General features: G+C 72.5%; 17 protein-coding genes, 2 tRNA genes and 1 pseudogene. 10 read left to right on the top strand and 10 right to left on the bottom strand.

Going from position 1 to position 21,240, the window contains the following annotated elements; all coding sequences use genetic code 11:
- The first annotated feature begins 9 nt into the window (after positions 1 to 9).
- Positions 10 to 2,499 (top strand): malto-oligosyltrehalose synthase, encoded by a 2,490-nt coding sequence (treY, locus tag ASG70_RS15720; RefSeq protein WP_056884770.1) that lies wholly within the window; start codon positions 10 to 12, stop codon positions 2,497 to 2,499.
- On the top strand, positions 2,486 to 4,342 hold the full coding sequence (gene treZ, locus ASG70_RS15715; protein WP_056884854.1) for a malto-oligosyltrehalose trehalohydrolase: 1,857 nt from the start codon (positions 2,486 to 2,488) through the stop codon (positions 4,340 to 4,342). Before treY ends, treZ begins: the two co-directional genes overlap by 14 nt.
- On the opposite strand, the gene ASG70_RS15710 is transcribed toward treZ, so the two are convergent.
- Entirely contained in the window at positions 4,329 to 5,294 is a 966-nt protein-coding gene (locus tag ASG70_RS15710; RefSeq protein ID WP_056884769.1) for an acyl-CoA thioesterase II, read from the bottom strand. The genes treZ and ASG70_RS15710 overlap by 14 nt on opposite strands.
- 12 nt (positions 5,295 to 5,306) lie before the next feature.
- Here ASG70_RS15710 and ASG70_RS15705 point away from each other — a divergent pair, with 12 nt between their 5' ends.
- Positions 5,307 to 6,008, top strand: a complete 702-nt coding sequence (locus ASG70_RS15705) for a YitT family protein (protein WP_056884768.1) — start codon at positions 5,307 to 5,309, stop codon at positions 6,006 to 6,008.
- A gap of 56 nt (positions 6,009 to 6,064) precedes the next feature.
- Here ASG70_RS15705 and ASG70_RS15700 read toward each other — a convergent pair whose 3' ends face one another.
- Positions 6,065 to 8,215, bottom strand: coding sequence for an ATP-dependent DNA helicase RecQ (locus tag ASG70_RS15700; protein ID WP_156400047.1), 2,151 nt, complete (start codon positions 8,213 to 8,215; stop codon positions 6,065 to 6,067).
- 48 nt (positions 8,216 to 8,263) lie between these two features.
- Here ASG70_RS15700 and ASG70_RS15695 point away from each other — a divergent pair, with 48 nt between their 5' ends.
- Together ASG70_RS15695 and ASG70_RS15690 are read left to right on the top strand one after the other, a co-directional pair.
- Positions 8,264 to 8,722, top strand: a complete 459-nt coding sequence (locus tag ASG70_RS15695) for a thioesterase family protein (RefSeq protein ID WP_056884767.1) — start codon at positions 8,264 to 8,266, stop codon at positions 8,720 to 8,722.
- Positions 8,707 to 9,345: a hypothetical protein gene (locus ASG70_RS15690; protein ID WP_235531534.1), complete on the top strand. Its 639-nt coding sequence runs from the start codon at positions 8,707 to 8,709 to the stop codon at positions 9,343 to 9,345. The genes ASG70_RS15695 and ASG70_RS15690 overlap by 16 nt, the downstream gene beginning before the upstream one ends.
- A gap of 10 nt (positions 9,346 to 9,355) precedes the next feature.
- Here ASG70_RS15690 and ASG70_RS15685 read toward each other — a convergent pair whose 3' ends face one another.
- The 6 genes and pseudogenes from ASG70_RS15685 to pepN form a co-directional block, all read right to left on the bottom strand.
- A complete protein-coding gene (locus tag ASG70_RS15685; RefSeq protein WP_056884766.1) occupies positions 9,356 to 10,762 on the bottom strand; it encodes an MFS transporter in 1,407 nt (468 codons plus the stop codon).
- A complete protein-coding gene (locus tag ASG70_RS15680) occupies positions 10,759 to 11,553 on the bottom strand; it encodes a glycerophosphodiester phosphodiesterase (protein WP_056884765.1) in 795 nt (264 codons plus the stop codon). The genes ASG70_RS15685 and ASG70_RS15680 overlap by 4 nt, the downstream gene beginning before the upstream one ends.
- Before the next feature lie 51 nt (positions 11,554 to 11,604).
- Positions 11,605 to 13,222 (bottom strand): annotated as a pseudogene (locus tag ASG70_RS15675) (glycoside hydrolase family 13 protein); the annotation flags it as partial.
- 65 nt (positions 13,223 to 13,287) lie between these two features.
- On the bottom strand, positions 13,288 to 13,686 hold the full coding sequence (locus ASG70_RS15670; protein ID WP_056884764.1) for a globin: 399 nt from the start codon (positions 13,684 to 13,686) through the stop codon (positions 13,288 to 13,290).
- Complete coding sequence (locus ASG70_RS15665; RefSeq protein WP_056884851.1) at positions 13,683 to 14,621, bottom strand: mechanosensitive ion channel family protein; 939 nt, start codon at positions 14,619 to 14,621, stop codon at positions 13,683 to 13,685. Before ASG70_RS15665 ends, ASG70_RS15670 begins: the two co-directional genes overlap by 4 nt.
- On the bottom strand, positions 14,614 to 17,172 hold the full coding sequence (pepN, locus tag ASG70_RS15660; RefSeq protein ID WP_056884763.1) for an aminopeptidase N: 2,559 nt from the start codon (positions 17,170 to 17,172) through the stop codon (positions 14,614 to 14,616). Before pepN ends, ASG70_RS15665 begins: the two co-directional genes overlap by 8 nt.
- A gap of 114 nt (positions 17,173 to 17,286) precedes the next feature.
- Here pepN and ASG70_RS15655 point away from each other — a divergent pair, with 114 nt between their 5' ends.
- The 3 genes from ASG70_RS15655 (at position 17,287) to ASG70_RS15645 (ending at position 19,630) form a co-directional block, all read left to right on the top strand.
- The gene (locus ASG70_RS15655; protein ID WP_056884762.1) at positions 17,287 to 17,913 is read left to right on the top strand and encodes a DsbA family protein; all 627 of its coding nucleotides are present in this window, start codon (positions 17,287 to 17,289) and stop codon (positions 17,911 to 17,913) included.
- An 18-nt stretch (positions 17,914 to 17,931) separates the two neighbouring features.
- Positions 17,932 to 18,399 (top strand): ribose-5-phosphate isomerase, encoded by a 468-nt coding sequence (locus ASG70_RS15650; protein ID WP_056884761.1) that lies wholly within the window; start codon positions 17,932 to 17,934, stop codon positions 18,397 to 18,399.
- A gap of 133 nt (positions 18,400 to 18,532) precedes the next feature.
- Entirely contained in the window at positions 18,533 to 19,630 is a 1,098-nt protein-coding gene (locus ASG70_RS15645; protein WP_056884760.1) for a PP2C family protein-serine/threonine phosphatase, read from the top strand.
- Between the two features lie 26 nt (positions 19,631 to 19,656).
- Here the strand turns inward: ASG70_RS15645 and ASG70_RS15640 are convergent, their stop codons facing one another.
- Positions 19,657 to 20,157, bottom strand: coding sequence for a DUF4395 domain-containing protein (locus tag ASG70_RS15640; protein ID WP_056884759.1), 501 nt, complete (start codon positions 20,155 to 20,157; stop codon positions 19,657 to 19,659).
- Between the two features lie 130 nt (positions 20,158 to 20,287).
- On the opposite strand from ASG70_RS15640, the gene trmB reads away from it, so the two are divergent.
- Positions 20,288 to 20,998 carry a tRNA (guanosine(46)-N7)-methyltransferase TrmB gene (gene trmB, locus ASG70_RS19060; RefSeq protein ID WP_235531533.1) on the top strand — a complete coding sequence of 237 codons (711 nt, stop codon included), beginning with the start codon at positions 20,288 to 20,290 and terminating at the stop codon, positions 20,996 to 20,998.
- Here the strand turns inward: trmB and ASG70_RS15635 are convergent.
- Positions 20,990 to 21,063 (bottom strand) — tRNA-Pro (locus tag ASG70_RS15635). The two genes, trmB and ASG70_RS15635, sit on opposite strands and share 9 nt — an antisense overlap.
- 89 nt (positions 21,064 to 21,152) lie before the next feature.
- Here ASG70_RS15635 and ASG70_RS15630 point away from each other — a divergent pair.
- Positions 21,153 to 21,223, top strand: a tRNA-Gly gene (locus ASG70_RS15630).
- The last annotated feature ends 17 nt before the right edge of the window (positions 21,224 to 21,240 follow it).

The following is a 21,240-nucleotide window of genomic DNA, read 5'->3' as shown; positions in this document are numbered from 1 at the left end:
GAGATGGGTATGCAGCGTGGCGCCCCCCACCGTCCCGGCCCGGGGAAGGAGGTGCCCACCGCGACGTACCGGCTCCAGGTCCACGGCGGCTTCACCTTCGACAACGCCTCCGAGCAGGCGAGCTACCTCGACGCGCTCGGGGTCTCGCACGCCTACCTGTCGCCGGTGCTGCAGCCGAGCCCGGGCTCGACGCACGGCTACGACGTGGTCAACCACGACCTCGTCAACGAGGAGGCGGGCGGCGGCACCGAGCTGGCACGCCTGTCGCGGACCCTGTCGCTCTACGGCCTGGGCGTCGTCGTCGACGTGGTGCCCAACCACATGACGACGCCGACCCCCGCGTGGCTCAACCGCCAGTGGTGGTCGGTGCTGCGCGACGGGCTCGGCTCCGAGTACGCGCACTGGTTCGACGTCGACTGGGCCGCCGAGGACGACCGGGTGCTGGTCCCGGTGCTCGGTGCGCCGCTGGGCAAGGTGCTCGCCGACGACGAGCTGTCCGCGGCCCACGACGGCGGGGTGCGCGGCGACGAGGCGGTGCTGCGCTACTACGACCACGCCTTCCCGCTGCGGCCCGGCACCGAGCACCTCCCGCTCGAGGAGCTCGTCGAGGCACAGCACTACCTCCTGTGCGACTGGCGCGAGGGTGGCGAGCGGCTCAACTACCGCCGCTTCTTCGACGTGACGACGCTGGCGGCCATCCGCGTCGAGGACGAGGACGTGTTCGACGCGACGCACCGGCTGCTGCTCTACCTGCACCGGTCGGGCTTCGTCGACGGCTTCCGCATCGACCACCCGGACGGCCTCGCCGACCCGGGCGGCTACCTCGCGCGGCTGGCCGAGGCCACCGGCGACGCCTGGGTGGTGGCGGAGAAGATCCTCGAGGGCCACGAGGAGCTCGCCGACGACTGGCGCTGTGCCGGCACCACCGGCTACGACACGTTGCTGCGGGTCGGGGGCGTCTTCGTCGACCCCGCGGGCAAGGGCCCGCTGACCGACCTGCTGACCCAGGTCGTCGGGCACCCCGAGGAGCTCGACGACGTTGTCACGCAGGCCAAGCGACAGGTGGTCAAGGAGGTCCAGGCCGCCGAGGTCAACCGCCTCATGCGACTCGTGGCCTGCGTGCTGCCCTGGCACGACCAGGACTCGCTGCGGCGGGCCCTCGAGGCGCTGCTCGTGGCGATGGACCGCTACCGCGCCTACCTGGGGGTCGACGAGCCCGCGAGCGGCGACCAGGTCGCGGTCCTCAACGCCGCCGAGTCGCGGGCCATCGCCGCCGTCGCGGGACCCGACCAGCTCTCGGTGAGCACCATCGCCCAGCTCGCGCGCGGTGGACGCCTCCCCGAGGCCCAGGCCGACACCGAGGACGCCCAGCGCGAGTTCCTCGTGCGCTTCCAGCAGACCTGCGGGCCGGTGATGGCCAAGGGCATCGAGGACACGGCGTTCTACCGGTATGCCCGCCTCACCTCGCTCAACGAGGTCGGGGGCGATCCCGAGCGGGTGGGCATCTCCCCGGAGGAGCTGCACGATTTCGCCGCCCGGCAGCTGGCCACCTGGCCGACCACCATGACGACCCTGTCCACCCACGACACCAAGCGCTCGGAGGACGTGCGGGCCCGCCTCGCCGTCGTCTCCGAGCTGTCAGCGGAGTGGCGCACGTGGCTCACCGCTGGTCGACGGCTCGCCGCACCCCACCGCGGGTCGCGCCTCGACGGCGCCACGGAGTACCTCCTGTGGCAGACCGCCGTCGGCGCCTGGCCGATCAGCGCGGAACGGCTGCAGGCCTACGCCACCAAGGCGATTCGCGAGGCCAAGCGGCACACGACGTGGACCGACGTCGACGAGGCCTACGAGCAGGACGTCCAGAGGTTCGTGACCGCGCTGGTCACGCAGCCGGCCCTCGTGGCCCACTGCCAGGCCTGGGTCGACCGCACCGCGCAGGCGTCCCGCGTCAACATCCTCGGACAGAAGCTGCTCCAGCTCGTCGTCCCGGGGGTGCCCGACGTCTACCAGGGCACCGAGCTCGTCGACCTGTCGCTCGTCGACCCCGACAACCGGCGCCCCGTCGACTACGGCGCACGCCGTGACCGGCTGGGCCGCCTCGATGCCGGCGAGACGCCCCACGACCTCAACGACGAGAAGCTCCTGGTCACCTCCCGCGCCCTGAGGCTGCGGCACCACCACGCCCAGTGGTTCACCGGGGAGCAGGCGACCTACGCCCCGGTGCCCACCACGAGCGACCACGCGTTGGCCGTGGGTCGTGGCGACGAGTCCGGGACCCAGGTGGTCGCGGTCGTCACCCGTCTCAGCGAGGGCCTCGGTGACGGCTGGGGCGATGCCCACCTTGCGCTGCCGGAGGGGGAGTGGCACGACCTGCTCACCGGCCGGGCCGTCGTGTCGGTGGAGGGTCGCCCGGGCGTCCGGCTGGGGCGGGTGCTGGCGGACCTCCCCGTCGCCCTGCTCGTGCGGCATGGCACGCTGGGGCGCGATGAGATCGCCTGAGCCGCACACGAACCCGCAGTCGGACCAGCACGCCGAGCTGACGGTCTGGGCGCCCTACGCCGAGGGCGTCGAGGTCGAGTGGTCCCTCGACGGGGGCACGTCGCAGCGCACGGCGATGGAACGCCGCCCGGAGGGCTGGTGGGCCGTCCGCCTCCCGGTCGCGACCTCGGCCGCCGCTGCGCAGACGCTCGACTACGGGTTCCGCGTCGACCGCGGCGACCTCACTCCCGACCCGAGGTCGGCGTGGCAGCCCCAGGGCGTCCACCGCGAGAGCCGCTGGTTCGACACGGGAGCCTTCGCCTGGCACGACGCCACCTGGGCCGGTCCGCAGCAGGGCCTCGGTGTCCTCGGGGCCGTGGTCTACGAGCTGCACGTGGGCACCTTCACCGCCGAGGGCACCCTCGATGCCGCCGTCGAACGCCTCGACCACCTCGTCGACCTCGGGGTCGACGTCGTCGAGCTCATGCCGCTCGCCGTGTGGCCGGGGCGCTGGAACTGGGGCTACGACGGGGTCGGCCCGTGGGCGGTCGACGATGTGTACGGCGGCCCGGCGGCCCTGCAGCGCTTCGTCGACGCCTGCCACGCCGTGGGCCTCGGCGTCTGCCTCGACGTCGTCTACAACCACCTCGGACCGGTCGGCAACTACCTGTCCCGCTTCGGGCCCTACTTCTCCGACGCGCACCCCACGCCGTGGGGGTCGGGGTTCAACCTCGACGGCCCCGACAGCGAGCCGGTGCGCCGCTGGATGGTCGACAACGCGCTGCGGTGGTTCGAAGAGTTCCACGTCGACGCACTGCGCCTCGACGCCGTGCACGAGCTGCGCGACGACTCGGCCACCCACGTGCTGGCCCAGCTCGCCGACGAGGTGGGCGACCTGTCCCGCCGGCTGGGGCGGCCGCTGCACCTCATCGCCGAGAGCGACCTCAACGACGCGGTCATGGTCACCGCGACGGGCGAGGGTGGGCGTGGCATGGACGCCCAGTGGGACGACGACGTCCACCACGCGCTGCACGTGACCCTCACGGGGGAGACGCAGGGCTACTACGCCGACTTCGCGGGGCACTCCCGCGCGCTGCCAGACGGCGGCCCGGTGGCGGTGCTGGCCAAGACGCTCACCCGTGGCTTCCTCCACGACGGCACCTGGTCGAGCTTCCGCGGTCAGGACTGGGGCGCGCCCGTCGACCCGACCGTCGTGGACGCGCGACGTTTCGTGGCCTACCTCCAGACCCACGACCAGGTGGGCAACCGCGCTGTCGGGGAACGGATCTCGGCGCTCGTCAGCCCGTCCCTCCAGGCGGCCGGCGCGGCCCTCTACCTCACCTCGGCCTTCACGCCCATGGTCTTCATGGGCGAGGAGTGGGCGGCCACGACGCCGTTCCAGTTCTTCACCGACTTCGAGGAGCCGGAGATGGCCAAGGCCGTCACCGAGGGGCGCCGGCGCGAGTTCGAGTCGCACGGCTGGGCGGCCCACGACGTGCCCGACCCGCAGGACGAGCAGACCTTCCTGCGCTCCAAGCTGCGGTGGGACGAGCTGGAGGCTGACGATCACGCGCGGATGCTCGGCTGGTACCGCGACCTCATCGCGCTGCGCCGCAGCCACCACGATCTCACCGACGGCCGACTCGACGCGGTGCACGTCGACTTCGACGAGCGTGAGCAGTGGCTCGTCATGCGCCGGGGCGACCTGCGCACCGTGGTCAACCTCGCCGCGTCGCGCTGGACCGTCCCCCTCGACGCCGAGCCGAGCGAGGTCGTCCTCGCGTGGGAGCCGTCGCAGACCAAGCTGAAGCCGCGAGCCCTCTACCTCCCGCCGCACACGGCTGCGGTGGTCAGGGTCGGCTGACCGCTTCCTTCACGCGGACCATGCCCTCCTGCGCCACGGTGGCCACCAGGGTGCCGTCCGCGCCGAACATGCGGCCCAGCCCGAGACCGCGCCCACCCGAGGCCGACGGGGACTCCTGGGTGTAGAGGATCCAGTCGTCGACCTGCGCCGGGCGGTGGAACCACATCGCGTGGTCGAGGCTGGCCGGGCGCAGGCGCCGGTCGCTCCACGCCAGGCCGTGGCGGCGGATGACGGGTTCGAGCAGGGTGTAGTCGGAGGCGTAGGCCAGCACGGCGGCGTGCACCAGCGGGTCGTCGGGAAGGTCGCCGATCGCCTTCAGCCAGACGCTCTGGTGGGCCAGCTGCTCGGGCCCGGGCTCGGCGAAGACGTCGCCCTCCACGTGCCGCAGCTCGATGGGCCGGCGCAGCAGGTGACGCGCGGCGGGGTGGTCGACCGCGCCGTACAGGTCCGACAGCGGCGGCAGCGTCTCGGGGCCGGCCACCTGCGGCATCGTCTCCTGGTGGTCGAGACCTCCGGCGGCCTCCTGGAACGAGGTGATCATCGACAGGATCGGCAGGCCGTCCTGGATCGCGTGCACACGCCGCGTCGAGAACGACCGGCCGTCGCGCATCCGCTCGACCGCGAACCGGATGGGCTTGGTGTCGTCGCCGGGTCGCATGAAGTAGCCGTGCAGCGAGTGGATGGTCCGCACACCGTCGCCGTCGTCGATGTCCGCCACGGTGCGGCCGGCGGCCATGACGCACTGGGCCAGCACCTGGCCGCCGAACACCCGTCCGTGCGGCATCTTCTGGCTGCGCCCGATGAACACCGTCGCCCCGGACTCCCCGAGGTCGATGCTCTCGCCGCCGTCGGCACCCTCGACGGTGATCCGGGCCGTGCCGAGCTCCTCGAGGTGGAGCGTGTCGAGCAGGTCGGTGAGCGGGTCGGGGGAGGCGGGGCCGTCGATGGTCACGGGGCAGAGCCTATGCGCCACAATGTGCCGGTGACGCGGACGGCCCTGACCCCCATGACCCCGCTGCAGCAGCTTCGGGCCGGGCGCACGACGCGCCGGGTGCCGCAGCTGTTCGCCGGGCTCGCGCTCTACGGGATCTCGATGGGCATGCTCGTCCGCGCACAGCTCGGGCTGGACCCCTGGGACGTCCTGCACTACGGCATCGCCCGGCACCTGCCGGTGAGCTTCGGGACCGTGACGATCATCGTCGGCGCTGCCGTGCTGCTCCTCTGGGTGCCCCTGCGCCAGCTGCCGGGGTTCGGCACCGTCGCCAACGTCGTGGTCATCGGCGTCGTCACCGACCTCACGCTGGGGCTGCTCGAGCCCCCGAGCGCCCTCGGGTGGCGCGTGGTCCTGCTGGGTGGCGGCATCCTGCTCAACGGCCTGGCCGGGGCGCTCTACATCGGCAGCCAGTTCGGTCCCGGTCCGCGCGACGGGCTCATGACCGGCCTGGCCCGACGCTCCGGCCGCAGCATCCGACTGGTCCGGACGTCGATCGAGGTCACGGTGCTCGTGGTCGGTTTCCTGCTCGGCGGCGTCGTCGGCGTGGGCACGGTGCTGTATGCCGTGCTCATCGGCCCCACGGTGCAGCTGTTCCTGCCACTGTTCACCGTGCCGCTCGAAGCCCCTGCGGGCCGTGAGGCCGCCGCGCCGGTCGAGGCCCGCTGCGAGTAGCCGCCCAGGGCCGCAGGGCCCCGGCGTGGGCCTCGGGCCGCGACCAAGGGCCGTCCTCAGGCCTCCAGGGCGAGGACGAACGGCAGCACGGCGTCGGCCCCGGCCTCACGAAGCGCCTGCGCTGCCACGGTGAGCGTCCACCGGGACGACGCCAGGTCGTCGACGAGGAGCACCGGCCCGCCGACGGAGCCGAGAGCCTGTCGCATCTCGGGGCCGGGAGCCAGCCGGCCCCACACCCCGGCCAGCCGGAACGCGCTGTTGCCGCCCGCCTCTCCCGCCGGCCCGCCGTGCACCAGGTCGAGGGGGCCCAGCCACTGCAGGCGTCCCATCTCGGCCAGTCCCCGGGCCACCGACTCGACGAGCTGGGGGCGGGTGCGCGACGGAATGCTGGCCACGGCCACCGGGCGCTCGGCCCAGGTCCAGTCGCGAAGGATGGGGACACACGCCCGCAGCAGCTCGGCCGGGGCCGGGCCGTCCTGCTCGCGCAGCAGCGTCCGCAGCTGCTGGCCCCAGCCCAGGTCGGTGAGCCGGGCGACGGCGCGCCCCGGCTCCATCGACTCGCCCGGACCTATGCGGCCCTTGAGCGGCACGCCCAGCCGGTCCATGCCGGAAGGCCACTGCGCCCGCGGTTCGAGCTCGACCCCGGCGCGCTCGAGCCGGCCGCGAGCGGTGGTCACGGCCGTGTCCGGCACCTCGGTGGGGAACCATCCACCGGCGCACGAGTCGCAGCGGCCACAGGGCACGGCGGTGTCGTCGTCGAGCGACTCCTGCAGGAAGGCCATGCGGCACTCGCTGGTCTGCTCGTAGCCGAGCATGAGGTCCTGCTCGCGCACTCGCGCGGCGCTGACGCGCTCGTAGCGCTCGGCGTCGTACGTCCACGGCTCACCGGTCGAGGTCCACCCACCGGGGACGCGCTGCACGGCCCCGTCGACGTCGAGCACCTTGAGCAGCAGCTCGAGACGTGTGCGCCGGATGTCGACGACCGCCTCCAGGGCGACGGTCGACAGCGGCTTGGGCGACTGGGCCAGGGCGGTGAGGACCGCGTCGGCCTGCTCCTGGCGCGGCATCGACGCCGAGGCGAAGTAGGACCAGATGTCCTTGTCCTCCGGCCCGGGCAGGAGCAGCACGTCGGCGCGCTCGGTGGCGCGCCCGGCACGGCCGACCTGCTGGTAGTAGGCCACCGGCGACGAAGGTGCCCCGAGGTGCAGGACGAACCCGAGGTCGGGCTTGTCGAACCCCATACCCAGCGCCGAGGTGGCCACCAGCGCCTTGACCTGGTTGTCGCGCAGCATGGCCTCGAGGCGCTCGCGGTCGGCCGGGTCGGTGCGGCCGGTGTAGGCGCGCACCTCGTGACCCGCCTCCCGCAGGGCGACGGCGACGTCCTCAGCCGCCGACACGGTGAGGGTGTAGACGATGCCGCTGCCGGTCAGGCTGTCGAGGTGGGCCAGCAGCCAGGCGAGCCGCTGCTCGGGAGAGGTGAGGCGCATGACGCCGAGCCGCAGGGAGTCCCGGGCCAGGCCACCGCGCAGCGTCAGGACGTCGTGGCCGCCGGCTCCGAGCTGCTCGACCACGTCGGTGACGACGCGGGCGTTGGCCGTGGCGGTGGTCGCCAGCACGGGGGTGTCGGACGGCAGGGTGGTGAGCAGGTCGCGGATGCGGCGGTAGTCGGGGCGGAAGTCGTGACCCCAGTCGGAGACGCAGTGGGCCTCGTCGACCACGAGCAGGCCGCAGCGACGGGCAAGGTCGGGCAGCTGCTCGTCACGGAACCGGGGGTTGTTGAGCCGCTCGGGGCTCACGAGGAGCACGTCGACCTCGTCGGCGGCCAGGGCCGCGGACACGCGTCCCCACTCGTCGGCGTTGGCGGAGTTCATGGTGACGGCCCGGATGCCGGCGCGCTCGGCCGCGGCGACCTGGTCGCGCATGAGGGCCAGCAACGGGGAGACGATGACGGTCGGGCCCGCGCCCTCCTGGCGGCGCAGGGCGGTGGAGACGAAGTAGACCGCCGACTTGCCCCACCCGGTGCGTTGGACCACGAGCACCCGCCGACGCCGGCCGACCAGGGCCTCGACCGCCTCGAGCTGGCCGTCGCGGAAGTCGGCGTCGGCCCGACCCACCAGCCGCCGCAGGACGTCGGTGGCCCGGGCGCGCAGCCCGGACCCCGGCTTAGCGCCCTGGTCGTGGACGGGGTCGGCGGTGGTCGTCTCCATGGTGACCACCGTATGCGGCCGCCCCGACACCCCTGACAGGATGGGCGCATGGCAGACCAGCCCCGCGAGCGTTACCGGGTCAACGTGCCGCTCCGCTGGAGCGACATGGACGCCTACGGCCACGTCAACAACGTGCAGTTCCTGCGCCTGCTCGAGGACGCTCGCGTCATCGGGTTCGAGGAGTGGTTCGGGCAGGACCGCTCGGTGCTCTCGGAGGGGATCCTCGTGGCCCGCCACGAGATCGAGTACCTCGCGCCGCTGCTGTTCCGGGTGCCGCCGATCGTCGTCGAGATGTGGGCCACCAAGATCGGTGGTGCCGGCTTCGACCTCGCCTACGAGGTGCGCGACGGCCACGCCGGCGACGACACCGTCTACGCACGGGCCGAGACGACCCTCGTGCTCTACGACTTCGCGACGTCGACCCCTCGGCGGATGGCGCCCGACCTGCGCGAGATGCTCGAGGCGCGGGCCGGTGAGCCGGTCCCGTTCCGGTGGCGGCGACGCTGATGGAGCTGCGCTTCCCCGACGCCCAGGGGCTGGACGACCTGCGCACGTATGTCTCGCGCGCCAAGGCCGCCGACGACGACGGAGCGGTGCGCCTGCAGGCGAGCGGCACGACGCTCGCGGCATACGTCGGCGTGCTCCCCGGCAGCGGGCTCATGGGCGAGGGCGCGGTGATCGGGCTGCGCGCCATGCCGTTGGCCGAGCCCGCCGAGCTTGACACCACCGTCTCCCTCGCCTCGGTCACCGACCGGCTCGCCCGTGAGGGCGGCACGACGCTGTCGGTACCGCCGACCACCGTGAGCGTCGGCTGGGCCGCCATGGCGCCGCCGCGCGCCGGATGGGAGCGGGTCGGCGCCCTCACCGCCGAGGAGGTGTATGCCGTCGCGCGCGACGGCATCGCGCAGGTCGCCTCGGGCGCCCCTTCGGACGCCGGCGGCGCCGCCGTGACGGCGCTGCGACGGCAAGTGTGGGGACGGCTGACGACCACCACGCCACCGGTGCCCGCGGGAGGTGCGTTCGCGACCTACGCCCTGGGCTTCGCCGCGCCGGGGTCGGAGGTGACGGTGTGGACCCAAGGCCGTTGGACGCGCCTGTCGACACCGGCCGGGCACGTCCTCATCCGGTGACCTGGCGCGCTCAGGTGCTGATGCGGCGCCCCGCGACGACGACGAGCGCCGACACGACGCTGAGCCCGAGCCACATCGCGACGTAGACCGGCACGTCCTGCCCCGCCCTGGTGTGCATGGCCGCGAAGACGGCGCCTGCCGCAGCGATCCCGAGCACCGAGCCGAGCACGTCGGCGAGCTGCAGCGAGGACGAGGTCGAGCCGTGGTCGGCCGGTGCCGTGAGCAGCAGGGACAGCACCGAGAGGCTGGCGGTGCCCAGACCCATGCCGGTGCCACAGGCGACGAGGGCGACGGCCACGAGGTAGGGGTTCCAGCCGAAGTGGGTCACCGCCACGACGGTGAGCAGGCCGGTGGTGAGCAGCGCGCCGCCCACGGAGACGAGCCGGTGGCGACGTCCCGCCCAGCGGTCGCGACCCTGCACCCACGACCCGGCTGACCAGCCGAGCGAGCCGACCGCGAGGATCGTGCCGGCGGCCCCGAGGGAGAGCCCCCGCTCGTTGACGAGCATCAGCGGGATGTAGGTGATGGTGCCGAAGAACGAGCAGGTGAGCAGGAACCGCGCCACCATCACCGAGGGCAGCCCGCGCCGCATCAGCCAGGTGCCACGGGGCAGCAGCAGGGGAGCCGCGGCCGCGATACCGGCGACGCCGACGACGGCGACCAGGCTCTGCGCCGACCACTCGACCTCGAGGTCGTGGGTGCCCCACTGCAGGGCCCCGGCCGACGCCGCGATGAGCAGCCCCGCCCACGCCGCCCGGGCGTGGGCGCGGTGGTCGCGACCCGACGCCTCGACGCCCTCGTCGGCGGCGTGGATCTGTCCCCGTCGCGCGACGACCGCGACCATCGCGACGACGACCGGCACCACGACCAGCCAGAAGACCCAGCGCCACGAGAAGGTCGTGGTGACCCACGCGGAGATCGGCGGCCCGAGGAGTGAGGGCAGGACCCACGCCGCCGAGATGACGCTGAACACCTTGGGGCGCAACGACTCCGGGTAGGCGCGGCCGATGACGACGTAGCCGGCGACGATGATGAGCCCGGCCCCCAGGCCGGCCACGCCGCGACCGGCGAGGAAGGTCCCGAACCCGGTCGACGAGCCGCACACGCCGCAGCCGACGGCGAACAGCACCTGGCCGAGGTAGAGCGAGGGCAGCGGTCCGGACCGGTCGCACCAGACGCCGGCGAGGACGATGCCGAGCAGCTGCGTGGTGAGCATGACCGAGAACGCCAGCCCGTAGGACCGCACCGCGTCGAGCTCGAGGGCCGCGGCCGGCATGGCGGTCGAGACGGCCATGCCCTCGAAGGCGATGACGGTGATCAGTGCGACGAGCGCGAGCGAGACGAGGGCGTATGCGGGGTCGAACACCCCGCCCCGCGACCCCGCGGCCTTCACGGCGGGGCGGAAGGACGCGGTCACTGCCCCAACGGTACGCCGCGCTCGGCGAGGACGTCGGCCAGCGTGTCGATGCGGTCGGACACGATCCCGTCCACGCCGAGGTCGAACAGCCGGTGCATCTCCTCGGCGTCGTCGATGGTCCAGACGTGCACGTGCTTGCCCATGGCGTGGACGCGTTCGACGAGGGCGCGGGTGACCAGGTCGAGCCGCCGGCCGCCGACCACGTGGCCCGTGGGGACCTGCAGCACCGCGGCGGGGGAGCGCAGCCAGTCGGCCACGAGGCGGGGCGCGAAGCGCAGCACGCCCACCTCGGAGGGCCCGGCCGCGGTCGCCACCGCCGGGCCGAGGAGGGCTCGCACCGCCCGCAGCCTGCCCCGTGAGAACGAGCCGATGCAGACGCGCTCGAAGGCGTCGTGCGCCCGGACGACCGCCGCCAGCGGCTCGATCGCCCCTGCTGCCTTCACGTCGATGTTGACCCGCGCGTCGGGCAGCTCCTCGAGCAGGTCGGACAGCAGCGGGATCGCTTCGCTGCCACCCACGCGGGCGGCGCGCACGGCGGCGTACGGGAGGTCGGCGATGCGCCCCCGCTGGTCGGTGACGCGGTCGAGGACGTGGTCGTGGAAGGCCACGACCCGGCCGTCGCGGGTCGCGTGGACGTCGGTCTCGAGGTAGCGGTAGCCGAGGTCCACGGCGTGGCGGAAGGCGGCCAGGGTGTTCTCCAGCCGCAGGTTCGCCTCGACCTTGGCGCCTCCGCGGTGCGCCAGCCCGATCGGGGTCGGCGCGTCGAAGTACGCGAAGTCGGCGGCTCTCACCGGCCCAGTCTGCCCCGACCCGCCCAGCGCGGGCGGATCGGGGCAGGTGGCTCAGATGGAGGCCCAGACGGTCGTGTCGGTGGGGAGCGAGCCGTCAGCGGCAAGCGGGCCGGACGCGACCAGCACGGTGGCGCCCTCGGGCAGGGCCACTGTGGAGGAGCCGAGGTTGGTGAGCACGAGCGTGTCGCCCTCGCCGGCGCCGGTGTTGACCAGCGCCACCACCTCGTCGCCGTAGCCGTCCAGCACCTGGAGGCCGCCGGTGCCGAGCGAGCGCTCGCGGCGGGTCGCCAGCAGCGTCCGGTAGAGCTCGAGGGTCGAGCCCTCCACGCCGTCCTGCTGGTCGACGGCGTACTCGCCGTACACCGCGGGCTGGGGCAGCCAGGTCGCGTCGGTGGGCCCGAAGCCGAAGGACGGGGCGTCCTTCTCCCACGGGATCGGCACCCGGCACCCGTCGCGGCCGATCTCCTCGCCCTGCGTGCGGATGAACGTGGGGTCCTGGCGGAACTCGGCCGGCATGTCGGTCGACTCGGGCAGGCCCAGTTCCTCGGCCTGGTAGATGTACGCGCCACCGGGCAGCGCCAGCATCAGGGCCGAGGCGGCACGGGCCCGGCGGAGCCCCAGCTCGCGGTCGGGCTGCGGGTCGTCGGCGCTGATGCCGTTGGGCTGGCGCTCGTCGACGGGCAGGCCGAGCCGCGACGCGTGGCGGACGACGTCGTGGTTGGACAGCACCCACGTGCTGGGGGCGCCGACCGAGTCGGCTGCGGACAGCGACGACTCGATGACCGCGCGCAGGTCCTGCGCGTCCCACTTCGCCTTGAGGAAGTCGAAGTTGAACGCCTGGTGCATCTCGTCCTGGCGGACGTAGCGGACTGCACGCTCCTGCGGACGGACCCACGCCTCGGCGCACAGGATGCGGTCGGGCTCGCCGTAGCTGTCGAGCACCTTGCGCCAGCGGCGGTAGACCTCGTGCACGCCGTCCTGGTCCCACATGGGCGGGACCGGGGCGCCGGGCTTGAGCTCGCCGTCGAGGATGTGCAGCTCGGCGTCGTAGTCGGGCAGCCCCGGCTCCTTGACGAGGCCGTGGGCCACGTCGACCCGGAAGCCGTCGATGCCGCGGTCGAGCCAGAAGCGCAGGATCGACTCGAACTCGTCGCCGACCTCGGGGTTGTCCCAGTTGAGGTCGGGCTGCTTGGTGTCGAACAGGTGCAGGTACCACTGGCCGGGGGTGCCGTCGGCCCCGGTGACGCGGGTCCAGCCGTTGCCGCCGAAGACCGAGTGCCAGTCGTTCGGCGGGAGCTCGCCGTGCTCGCCGTTGCCGTCGCGGAAGATGTAGCGGTCGCGCTCGGGACTGCCGGGCGCCGCCGCCAGCGCCTCCTTGAACCACGCGTGCTCGTCGCTGGTGTGGTTGGGGACGAGGTCGACGATCACCTTGAGCCCGAGCTCGTGCGCCTTGGCCACCATGGCGTCGGCGTCGGCCAGGGAGCCGAAGAGCGGGTCGATGTCGCGGTAGTCGGCGACGTCGTAGCCGGCGTCGGCCTGGGGCGAGGTGTAGAAGGGGCTGAACCAGACGGCGTCGACACCCAGCGCCTTGAGGTAGGGCAGGCGCGCGGTCACGCCGGGCAGGTCGCCGATGCCGTCGCCGTCGCCGTCGGCCCAGGAGCGGGGGTAGNTTCAGTCACGGGCAACCATGGTGGGGCATGAGCCCCCTCGGTACGAAACCGGTATTGCGCCGTCTCACTCCTCGTCGAGGGAGTTGACCAGGCTGTGCGCTGCCCGTTCGAGGTAGTCGCGCAGCAGCAGGTCGTTCGCGGGCGCCAGGTCGAGGGTGTCCACGGCCGTCATCATGTGCCGCAGCCAGCGGTCGCGCTGGGCCGGGGTCACCTTGAACGGGTGGTGCCGCATCCTCAGCCGCGGGTGGCCGCGCTGCTCGGAGTAGGTGGTCGGCCCGCCCCAGTACTGCTCGAGGAACAGCCGCAGGCGGTCCTCGGCCGGGCCGAGGTCCTGCTCGGGGTAGAGCGCGCGCAGCGCCGGGTCGTCGGCCACGCCCCGGTAGAACTCGTGCACGAGCTTGCGGAAGGTCTCGTGACCGCCGACCTGGTCGTAGAAGCTGCCGAACTGTCCCGAGGCCGTCACCGGGCACCGCCCGCCGGGCCGAAGGGCGTCATGACCGGCACCTTGACGCCGTGGCTGTCGAACGCGACCTTGACCCGCTCACGGATCTCGCGCGAGACGCCGTACTGCTGCTCCGGGGCCGTCTTGGCGATCACCCGGATGGTGACGACGCTGCCGGTGATGGACTCCACGCCGACCACGTTGGGCTCCTCGAGCAGGGCGGCCTGCCAGTCGGGGGACTGGTCCATCTCGTGCACGACAGAGCGGATCAGCGGGATGACCTTCTCGAGGTTCTCCTCGTAGGAGACGGGGAGGTCGACGATGGCGGTCGACCAGCCCTGGCTCTTGTTGCCGATCCGGACGATCTCGCCGTTGCGGATGTACCAGACCACACCGCTGCCGTCGCGGAGTCGTGTGACGCGGAGGCTGACCTCCTCGACGGTGCCGACGGCCTCGCCCGTGTCGATGACGTCGCCGACGCCGTACTGGTCCTCGAGGATCATGAAGATCCCCGAGAGGAAGTCCTTGACCAGGCTCTGCGCACCGAAGCCGAGGGCGACGCCGCCGACCCCCGCCGTCGCCAGCAGCGGCGCGAGGTTGATGCCGACGATTCCCAGCACCGTGAGCACCACGATCAGGCCCACGACGAACGTGACCGTGCTGCGCAGCAGCGACCCCATGGTCAGGGTGCGCTGACGGTGCCGTTCACGGTCGATGCCCGCGGCTGCCGCGAGGGCGTTGCCGGCCCGGCCGACCCGGCCGGGCTCACGGGCCCGGCGCGCGTCCGACTTGGCCAGCGTCAGCCGGACGACCCGCCCGATCGAGCGCAGCATCAGCCAGCGCAGCACGATCCCGAGGATGACCGTGACGACGACCCTGAGGGGGGCTCCGAGGAACCAGTCCCAGACCCCCTCGGGCGTCAGCTTGGTCAGAGTGCTGAGGAACGACTCAGGCATCGGCATCCCGGGCCTGGGCGCGCAGGGCGCGGGCGATGCCGTCCCGGTTCTCGGCGACCAGGCGCACCAGCCCTGCCGGGGCGTCGGTGTGGGCGTCGAGCCAGCCCTGCGACGCGTCGAGCAGCTGCTGGTCGGCGATCAGGGTGGGGTAGTAGGTCACCAGGATCGACTCGGCGATGGCGTGCGTCCGCGACTCCCAGATGTCGAGCAGGGCCTCGTGGTAGCGCTCGACGTAGGGCCGCAGCAGCTCGGGGTCGTTGGCCTGGGTGAAGCCGAGGCCGGTCGCCTCGACCACCGAGTTGGGCAGTGACGTGTCCTCGACACCGTCGTGCCACGCGGCCGCCTTGGCCTCCGCGGTCGGCATGGCGGCGAGGGCCCGAGCCGCCCGCTCCCGGCCGGTCGCGGTGTTGTCGCGCTCGCGCTCGGCGTCGACCTCGGCCTGCGTGGCGTCGCCTGCCGCGGCCAGCGCCGTGAGCAGGGTCCAGCGCATCTCGGTGTCGACAGCCAGGCCCTCGAGCGTGGTCGTGCCCTCGAACAGCCCGCGCAGGTACGCCGCGTCGTCGCCGCCGCGCTGCACCGACGCGTACGCGGTGAGCAGCTGGAGCTGTGCGTCGCTGCCGGGCTCGGCCGCCTCGGCGAGGCGGCGCAGGCCGGCGGTCACCGTGGCGAGGGTCTCGTCCCGGTGCTGGGGTGCGACGTAGAGGTGCGCCGCGGACGAGAGCTGCGCCAGCACGGTACGGAGCATCGTGGAGTTGGTCTCGCCGGGCAGGGATGCCAGCACCAGGTCGACGAAGTCGCGCGCCGACATCTCCGCGTCGCGGGTCATGTCCCAGGCCGCGCCGAGCACCAGAGCGCGGGGCAGGCTGTCCTGGAAGCCGCGCGGGTGCGCCAGGGCCGTGGCGAGCGAGCGCGCGTCGAGGCGGATCTTGGCGTAGGCCAGGTCCTCGTCGTTGACGAGCAGCAGGTCCGGCACGGGGCGCCCGACCAGCTCGGTGACGGTGGTCTGCGCGCCGTCGACGTCGAGCTCGAGGCGGTCGGTGCGCACGAGCACCGGGCCGTCCGCGCCCTCCTCCACCGAGTAGAGGCCGACCGCGAGGCGGTGGGGACGCAGGGTGGGGTGCTCGGCCGGGCTGGTCTGCTCGATGACCGCGGAGCTGATGAGCCCTTGGTCGTCGGTCTCGACCACCGGGCGCAGCGTGTTGACCCCAGCCGTCTCCAGCCAGAGCTTGGACCACGTGCCGAGGTCACGCCCCGAGGTCTGCTCGAGCTCGCCGAGCAGGTCCTGCAGGGTGGTGTTGCCCCACGCGTGCTTGGCGAAGTAGGCGCGCAGGCCGGCGACGAACGGCTCACGGCCGACGTAGGCGACGAGCTGCTTGAGGACGGAGGCGCCCTTGGCGTAGGTGATGCCGTCGAAGTTGACCTCGACGTCCTCGAGGTCGCGGATCGGTGCGACGATCGGGTGGGTCGAGGAGAGCTGGTCCTGGCGGTAGGCCCACGCCTTCTCGCTGATGCCGAAGGTCGTCCAGGCCGACTCCCACTCGGTGGCCTCGGACTGGCAGGTGGTCGACGCCCACTCGGCGAACGACTCGTTGAGCCACAGGTCGTTCCACCACTTCATGGTGACGAGGTCGCCGAACCACATGTGCGCCAGCTCGTGCAGCAGCGTCAGGGCGCGGCGCTCGATGATCGCCTCGGTGACCTTGGCCCGGAACACGTAGGTCTCGTTGACCGTGACGGCCCCGGCGTTCTCCATCGCACCCATGTTGTACTCGGGCGTGAAGAGGGTGTCGTACTTCTCGAACGGGTACTCGCAGTCGAACTCGTTCTCGAAGAACGCGAATCCCCGCTTGGTGCAGTCGAACACGTTGTCGGCGTCGAGGTGCTCGAGCATCGACCTGCGGCAGAAGATGCCGAGCGGCACGGTGCCGCGGCGGGTCTGCACCTCGTCGCGCACGACCGCGTAGGGGCCGGCGACGAGCGCGGTGATGTAGCAGGACATGCGCTGCGTGGTGGGGAACGCCCACGTCGCCACGCCGTCCCGCACCGGCGTCGGCTCGGGGGTCGGGGCGTTGGAGACGACCTCCCAGTGCGCGGGGGCGGTGATGGTGAAGGCGTAGGTGGCCTTGAGGTCGGGCTGCTCGAAGACCGCGAACATGCGGCGGCAGTCGGCGACCTCGAACTGGGAGTACAGGTAGACCTCGTCGTCGACGGGGTCGACGAAACGGTGCAGACCCTCGCCGGTGTTCATGTAGGCAGCCGTCGCGTCGACCGTCAAGGTGTTGTGCTCGGCGAGCCGGGGGAGGGTGATCCTGACGCCGTCGAAGTGGGTCGCGGGGTCGAGCTCCTCGCCGTTGAGGGTGATCGCCTCCACCGACGGGGCGATGAGGTCGACGAAGGTCTGGCCACCCTCCTGGCCCGTGAACGTCACGGTCGTGGTCGTGCGGAACGTCGTGTCCGACGTCGTGAGGTCGAGCACGACGTCGTAGTGGTCGACGGCCACGAGGGCAGCGCGGGTGAGCGCCTCGTCGCGGGTCAGGTTCTTGCCAGGCAACAGACTGCTCCTGTAGGTGCGAGTGTGCAGGGGAGGGCGCCATCCTCGCACGGCCGACCGGTCGGTCGAGGACCCCTTTACCGCCGGTTGACCGGCAATGGCAGGATTGTTCGGGTGAGTGCCACCGACACGACTGCGCCCCGTACCTCCGCCGAGTTCTGGTTCGACCCCCTGTGCCCGTGGGCCTGGATGACCTCGCGCTGGATGATGGAGGTCGAGAAGGTCCGCCCCGTCGACGTGACCTGGTCGGTCATGAGCCTGGCCGTGCTCAACGAGGGCCGTGACCTGCCCGAGGAGTACCGCGCGATGATGGACCGCGCGTGGGGCCCGGTCCGCGTCATCCTGGCGGCCAAGGAGGAGTACGGCGACAAGGTCGTCAAGCCCCTCTACGACGCGATGGGCACCCGCATCCACCTCGGCGGCGAGAAGGACTACGCCAAGGTCATCGTCCCGGCGCTGGAGGAGGTGGGCCTGCCGCTCGAGCTGGCGGAGTTCGCCGACACCGACGAGCACGACGACCGGCTGCGGGCCAGCCACCAGCGCGGCATCGACCTCGTCGGTGACGACGTGGGCACCCCGGTCGTGGCGGTCGAGGGGGTCGCGTTCTTCGGGCCCGTGGTGAGCCCCGCACCCAAGGGCGAGGCGGCGGCGAAGCTGTGGGACGGTTGCGTCCTCGTGGCCGGCACCCCCGGCTTCTTCGAGCTCAAGCGCAGCCGCACCGTCGGCCCCATCTTCGACTGACCCGACCGGAGACCCATCATGCGAGTCCACATCGGTGGCGACCACGCGGCCTACGACCTGCTCGGTGAGCTGGTCACGTTCCTGGAGTCCGAAGGGCACGAGGTGACCAACCACGGGCCCCACGACTTCGACGCCGAGGACGACTACCCCGTCTTCGTGCTGCGCGCCGCCGAGGCCGTCGCCGCGGACCCCGGCTCGCGGGGCGTCGTGCTCGGAGGGTCGGGCAACGGCGAGCAGATGGCAGCCAACAAGGTCAAGGGCATCCGCGCCGCCCTCTGCTACAACGAGGAGCTCGCCCAGCTTGCGCGCGAGCACAACAACGCCCAGGTCATCTCCATCGGCGGCCGCATGAACACCGTCGAGGAGGCCAAGGAGATGGTGCGCGTGTTCCTCGGCACCGCCTTCTCCGAGGCGCCCCGCCACGTGCGGCGCATCGACATGGTCAGTGCCTACGAGCACGACGGCGCGCTGCCGCCCCTGTCCTGATCGCTGCATTCACCGGTGGGGTGCGTGACCGCCCCGCTAGGCTGCCGGGGCAGGACTGGTCTGGGGGCCGGTCCAGCCCATGACCATGTTGGGTGCCCCTGTACCCCGGACCAGGCCGAAGGATCTCGCACACGTGGACGAAGGCAGGACGGTCCTCGCGCGTCGCTCCGTCCTCACGCGCCTCCAACGGGGACGTACGCGCCTCAACCGGTGGAACACCGGCCTGACGGTCGTCGCCCTCGTGGTCGCCAACCTGTTGCTCTGCTGGGCCCAGGCGGTCGAGGTCCCCTTCTTCCCGTTCTCGGTGTACCTGCCCGTGGCGGTCCTCGCCGGCCTGTTCCTCCCGCCGAAGTGGCTTGCCCTGGTCGACACCACGATCCTGCTCACGGGCATGTTCACCGTCCTGGGGCGTGGGAACGGGTCCGCCAACTACTGGGGCGCCTACGCCGTGCTGATCTCGGTGATGGTCATCATGTTCTGGGTCGCGGCGTCCCGCGCGAGGCTCGGGGTCCAGGGCAACCTCGGCGAGACGATGCTCGTGGACCTGCGCGACCGCCTGCGCACCCAGGGTGAGCTCCCCGAGCTGCCGCCGAGCTGGGGCGCCGAGCTGTCGGTGCTCTCGGCCTACGGCGACTCGTTCTCCGGCGACTTCCTGGTGACCAGTCGCGACGACGACGTCCTCGAGCTGGCGCTGGTCGACGTCTCGGGCAAGGGGATCGCCGCCGGCACGCGCTCGCTGCTGCTCTCGGGCGCGTTCGGTGGCCTGCTGGGCTCGCTGCCCTACGACCAGTTCCTCGACGCCGCCAACGGCTACCTCCTGCGCCAGCAGTGGGACGAGGGCTTCGCCAGCGCGGCGCACGCGATGATCGACCTGTCGACGGGGGAGTACAGCCTCGCCTCGGCCGGCCACCCGCCGCCGGTCAAGTTCTCGGCCGGCTCGGGTCGCTGGCAGGTGCTTGAGGGCGACGAGGGCCCGGTGCTCGGCGTCGCCGAGTCGGTCACGTTCCCGAGGATCACCGGACGGCTGGGCCGTGGTGACGCGCTGCTGCTCTACACCGACGGCGTCATCGAGGTGCGCAACCGCGACCTGCGCGACGGCATCGACCGGATGCTCGGGACGGCCGAGCGCATGATCGGGCGCGGGTTCGAGGGCATGGCGGCCAAGATGTGCGCCGCTGCCCGGGCCGGCGAGACCGACGACCGCGCTGCCGTCCTCGTCTGGCGCCGCTGACGTCTGCCGGTCCTGGGGGCCACGCCTCAGGCGGCGGCACCCTCGCGCGGCCTGCCGCGACGGCTGATGTCGGCGCACTCGAGGCAGACCGACTCGGGGATGACCCCGAGCCGCATGAGCCAGCCGAAGGCGATGCAGCCGACGCAGACCCCGGCGAGCGACTCCAGGGCGGGGAACACCACCATGACGACGCCGATGACGACCACGGGCAGCGTCGCACCGGCCAGCCACAGCGCGCTGGCGGCGACCGTCAGGACCGCCCCGATGGCCGCGGCGAACCGCTTCGGCGGCCCGGCGGTGTACCGGGGAGCGGCGTCGACCCGGGGGCGGACCCAGCGACCCACCAGCTGGGCGACCGGGCTCGCCGACGGTCCCCACCCGGCGCGCAGCACGAAGTCGGCGGCGAGCACGGCGTAGAGCCACCACTGCTGGGTGGCGAGGGCCACGACCCCGACGACGAGGACGACGCCGGCGATGAGGCGCACAGCGACCTCGTCGACGATGTTGGGGAACCGGGAGATGCGCATGGATCCATTATGGGACACATAAGCGACCGTTATCTCCGGCGTCCCGCCCCTCGGGCGAGCCCCGACGGGTTCGTAGGCTGGGACGGTGCAGACGTCAGGGACACGCTCAGAGCCGGCTCCGTCTCCGGACGTGGCGCCGGTGTTGGACGACGAGTTCGGCGAGCCGTTCGGCGACGGCAACGGTGAGGTGCGCGGAAGGGTCCGCTCGTATGCCGCGCGGCGGGGCCGCCTCTCGGCCCTCACCCGGGAGCGGATGGAGCGGCTGCTCCCCGACCACGGCATCCCCGAGGGCCCCCTCGACCCGGCAGCGGCGTTCGGGCGCGAGGCGCCGGTGGTCCTCGAGGTGGGTTGCGGGCACGGGGCGGCCGCGCTCGCCTACGCCGAGGCACACCCCGACCACGACCTCCTGGCCGTCGACGTGTTCACGCCGGCCCTCGCCCGGATGCTCGCCGAGGCGGAGCGCCGCGGTCTTTCCAACGTGTGGGTGCACCAGGGCGACGCCGTGCTCCTGCTCGAGCAGCGCATACCCGTCGCCACGCTCGCGGCGGTGCACCTGTTCTTCCCCGACCCGTGGCCGAAGGCGAAGCACAGCAAACGGAGGTTCCTGGCCAGGCACACCCTCGACCTGGTCGCCTCGCGGCTCGTCCCCGGCGGCCACCTGCTCGTCGCCACCGACCACCCCGTGTACGCCGACCACGCCCGTGCCGAGCTCGCCGCCGACGAGCGCTTCGTCGTGACCGAGGGGGAGCGGCCGTCGTGGCGTCCGACCGACGGCTTCGAGGCGAAGGGGCTCGAGGCGGGACGGAGCGTCGTCGAGTTCCGGGCCGTGCTGTCGGGGTAGCCGGATTCGAACCGGCGGCCTTCCGCTCCCAAAGCGGACGCGCTACCAAGCTGCGCCATACCCCGTGGACGGCGGGCCGATTTCGGTCCGCGCGATCTCGGGCATTAGGCTAACGCCCCGGACCAGCCGCTCCCCGGAGGGGCCGGTGTGCCGCGCGGGTGTAGCTCAATGGTAGAGCCCTAGTCTTCCAAACTAGCTACGCGAGTTCGATTCTCGTCACCCGCTCATCGTGCGAAGGGCCC

Origin of the sequence: Phycicoccus sp. Soil748, assembly GCF_001428025.1 — a bacterium.
Taxonomy (GTDB): Bacteria; Actinomycetota; Actinomycetes; order Actinomycetales; family Dermatophilaceae; genus Pedococcus.
The sequence above is the reverse complement of the archived record's forward strand: the minus strand, read 5'-3'. Positions and strand labels throughout refer to the sequence as shown.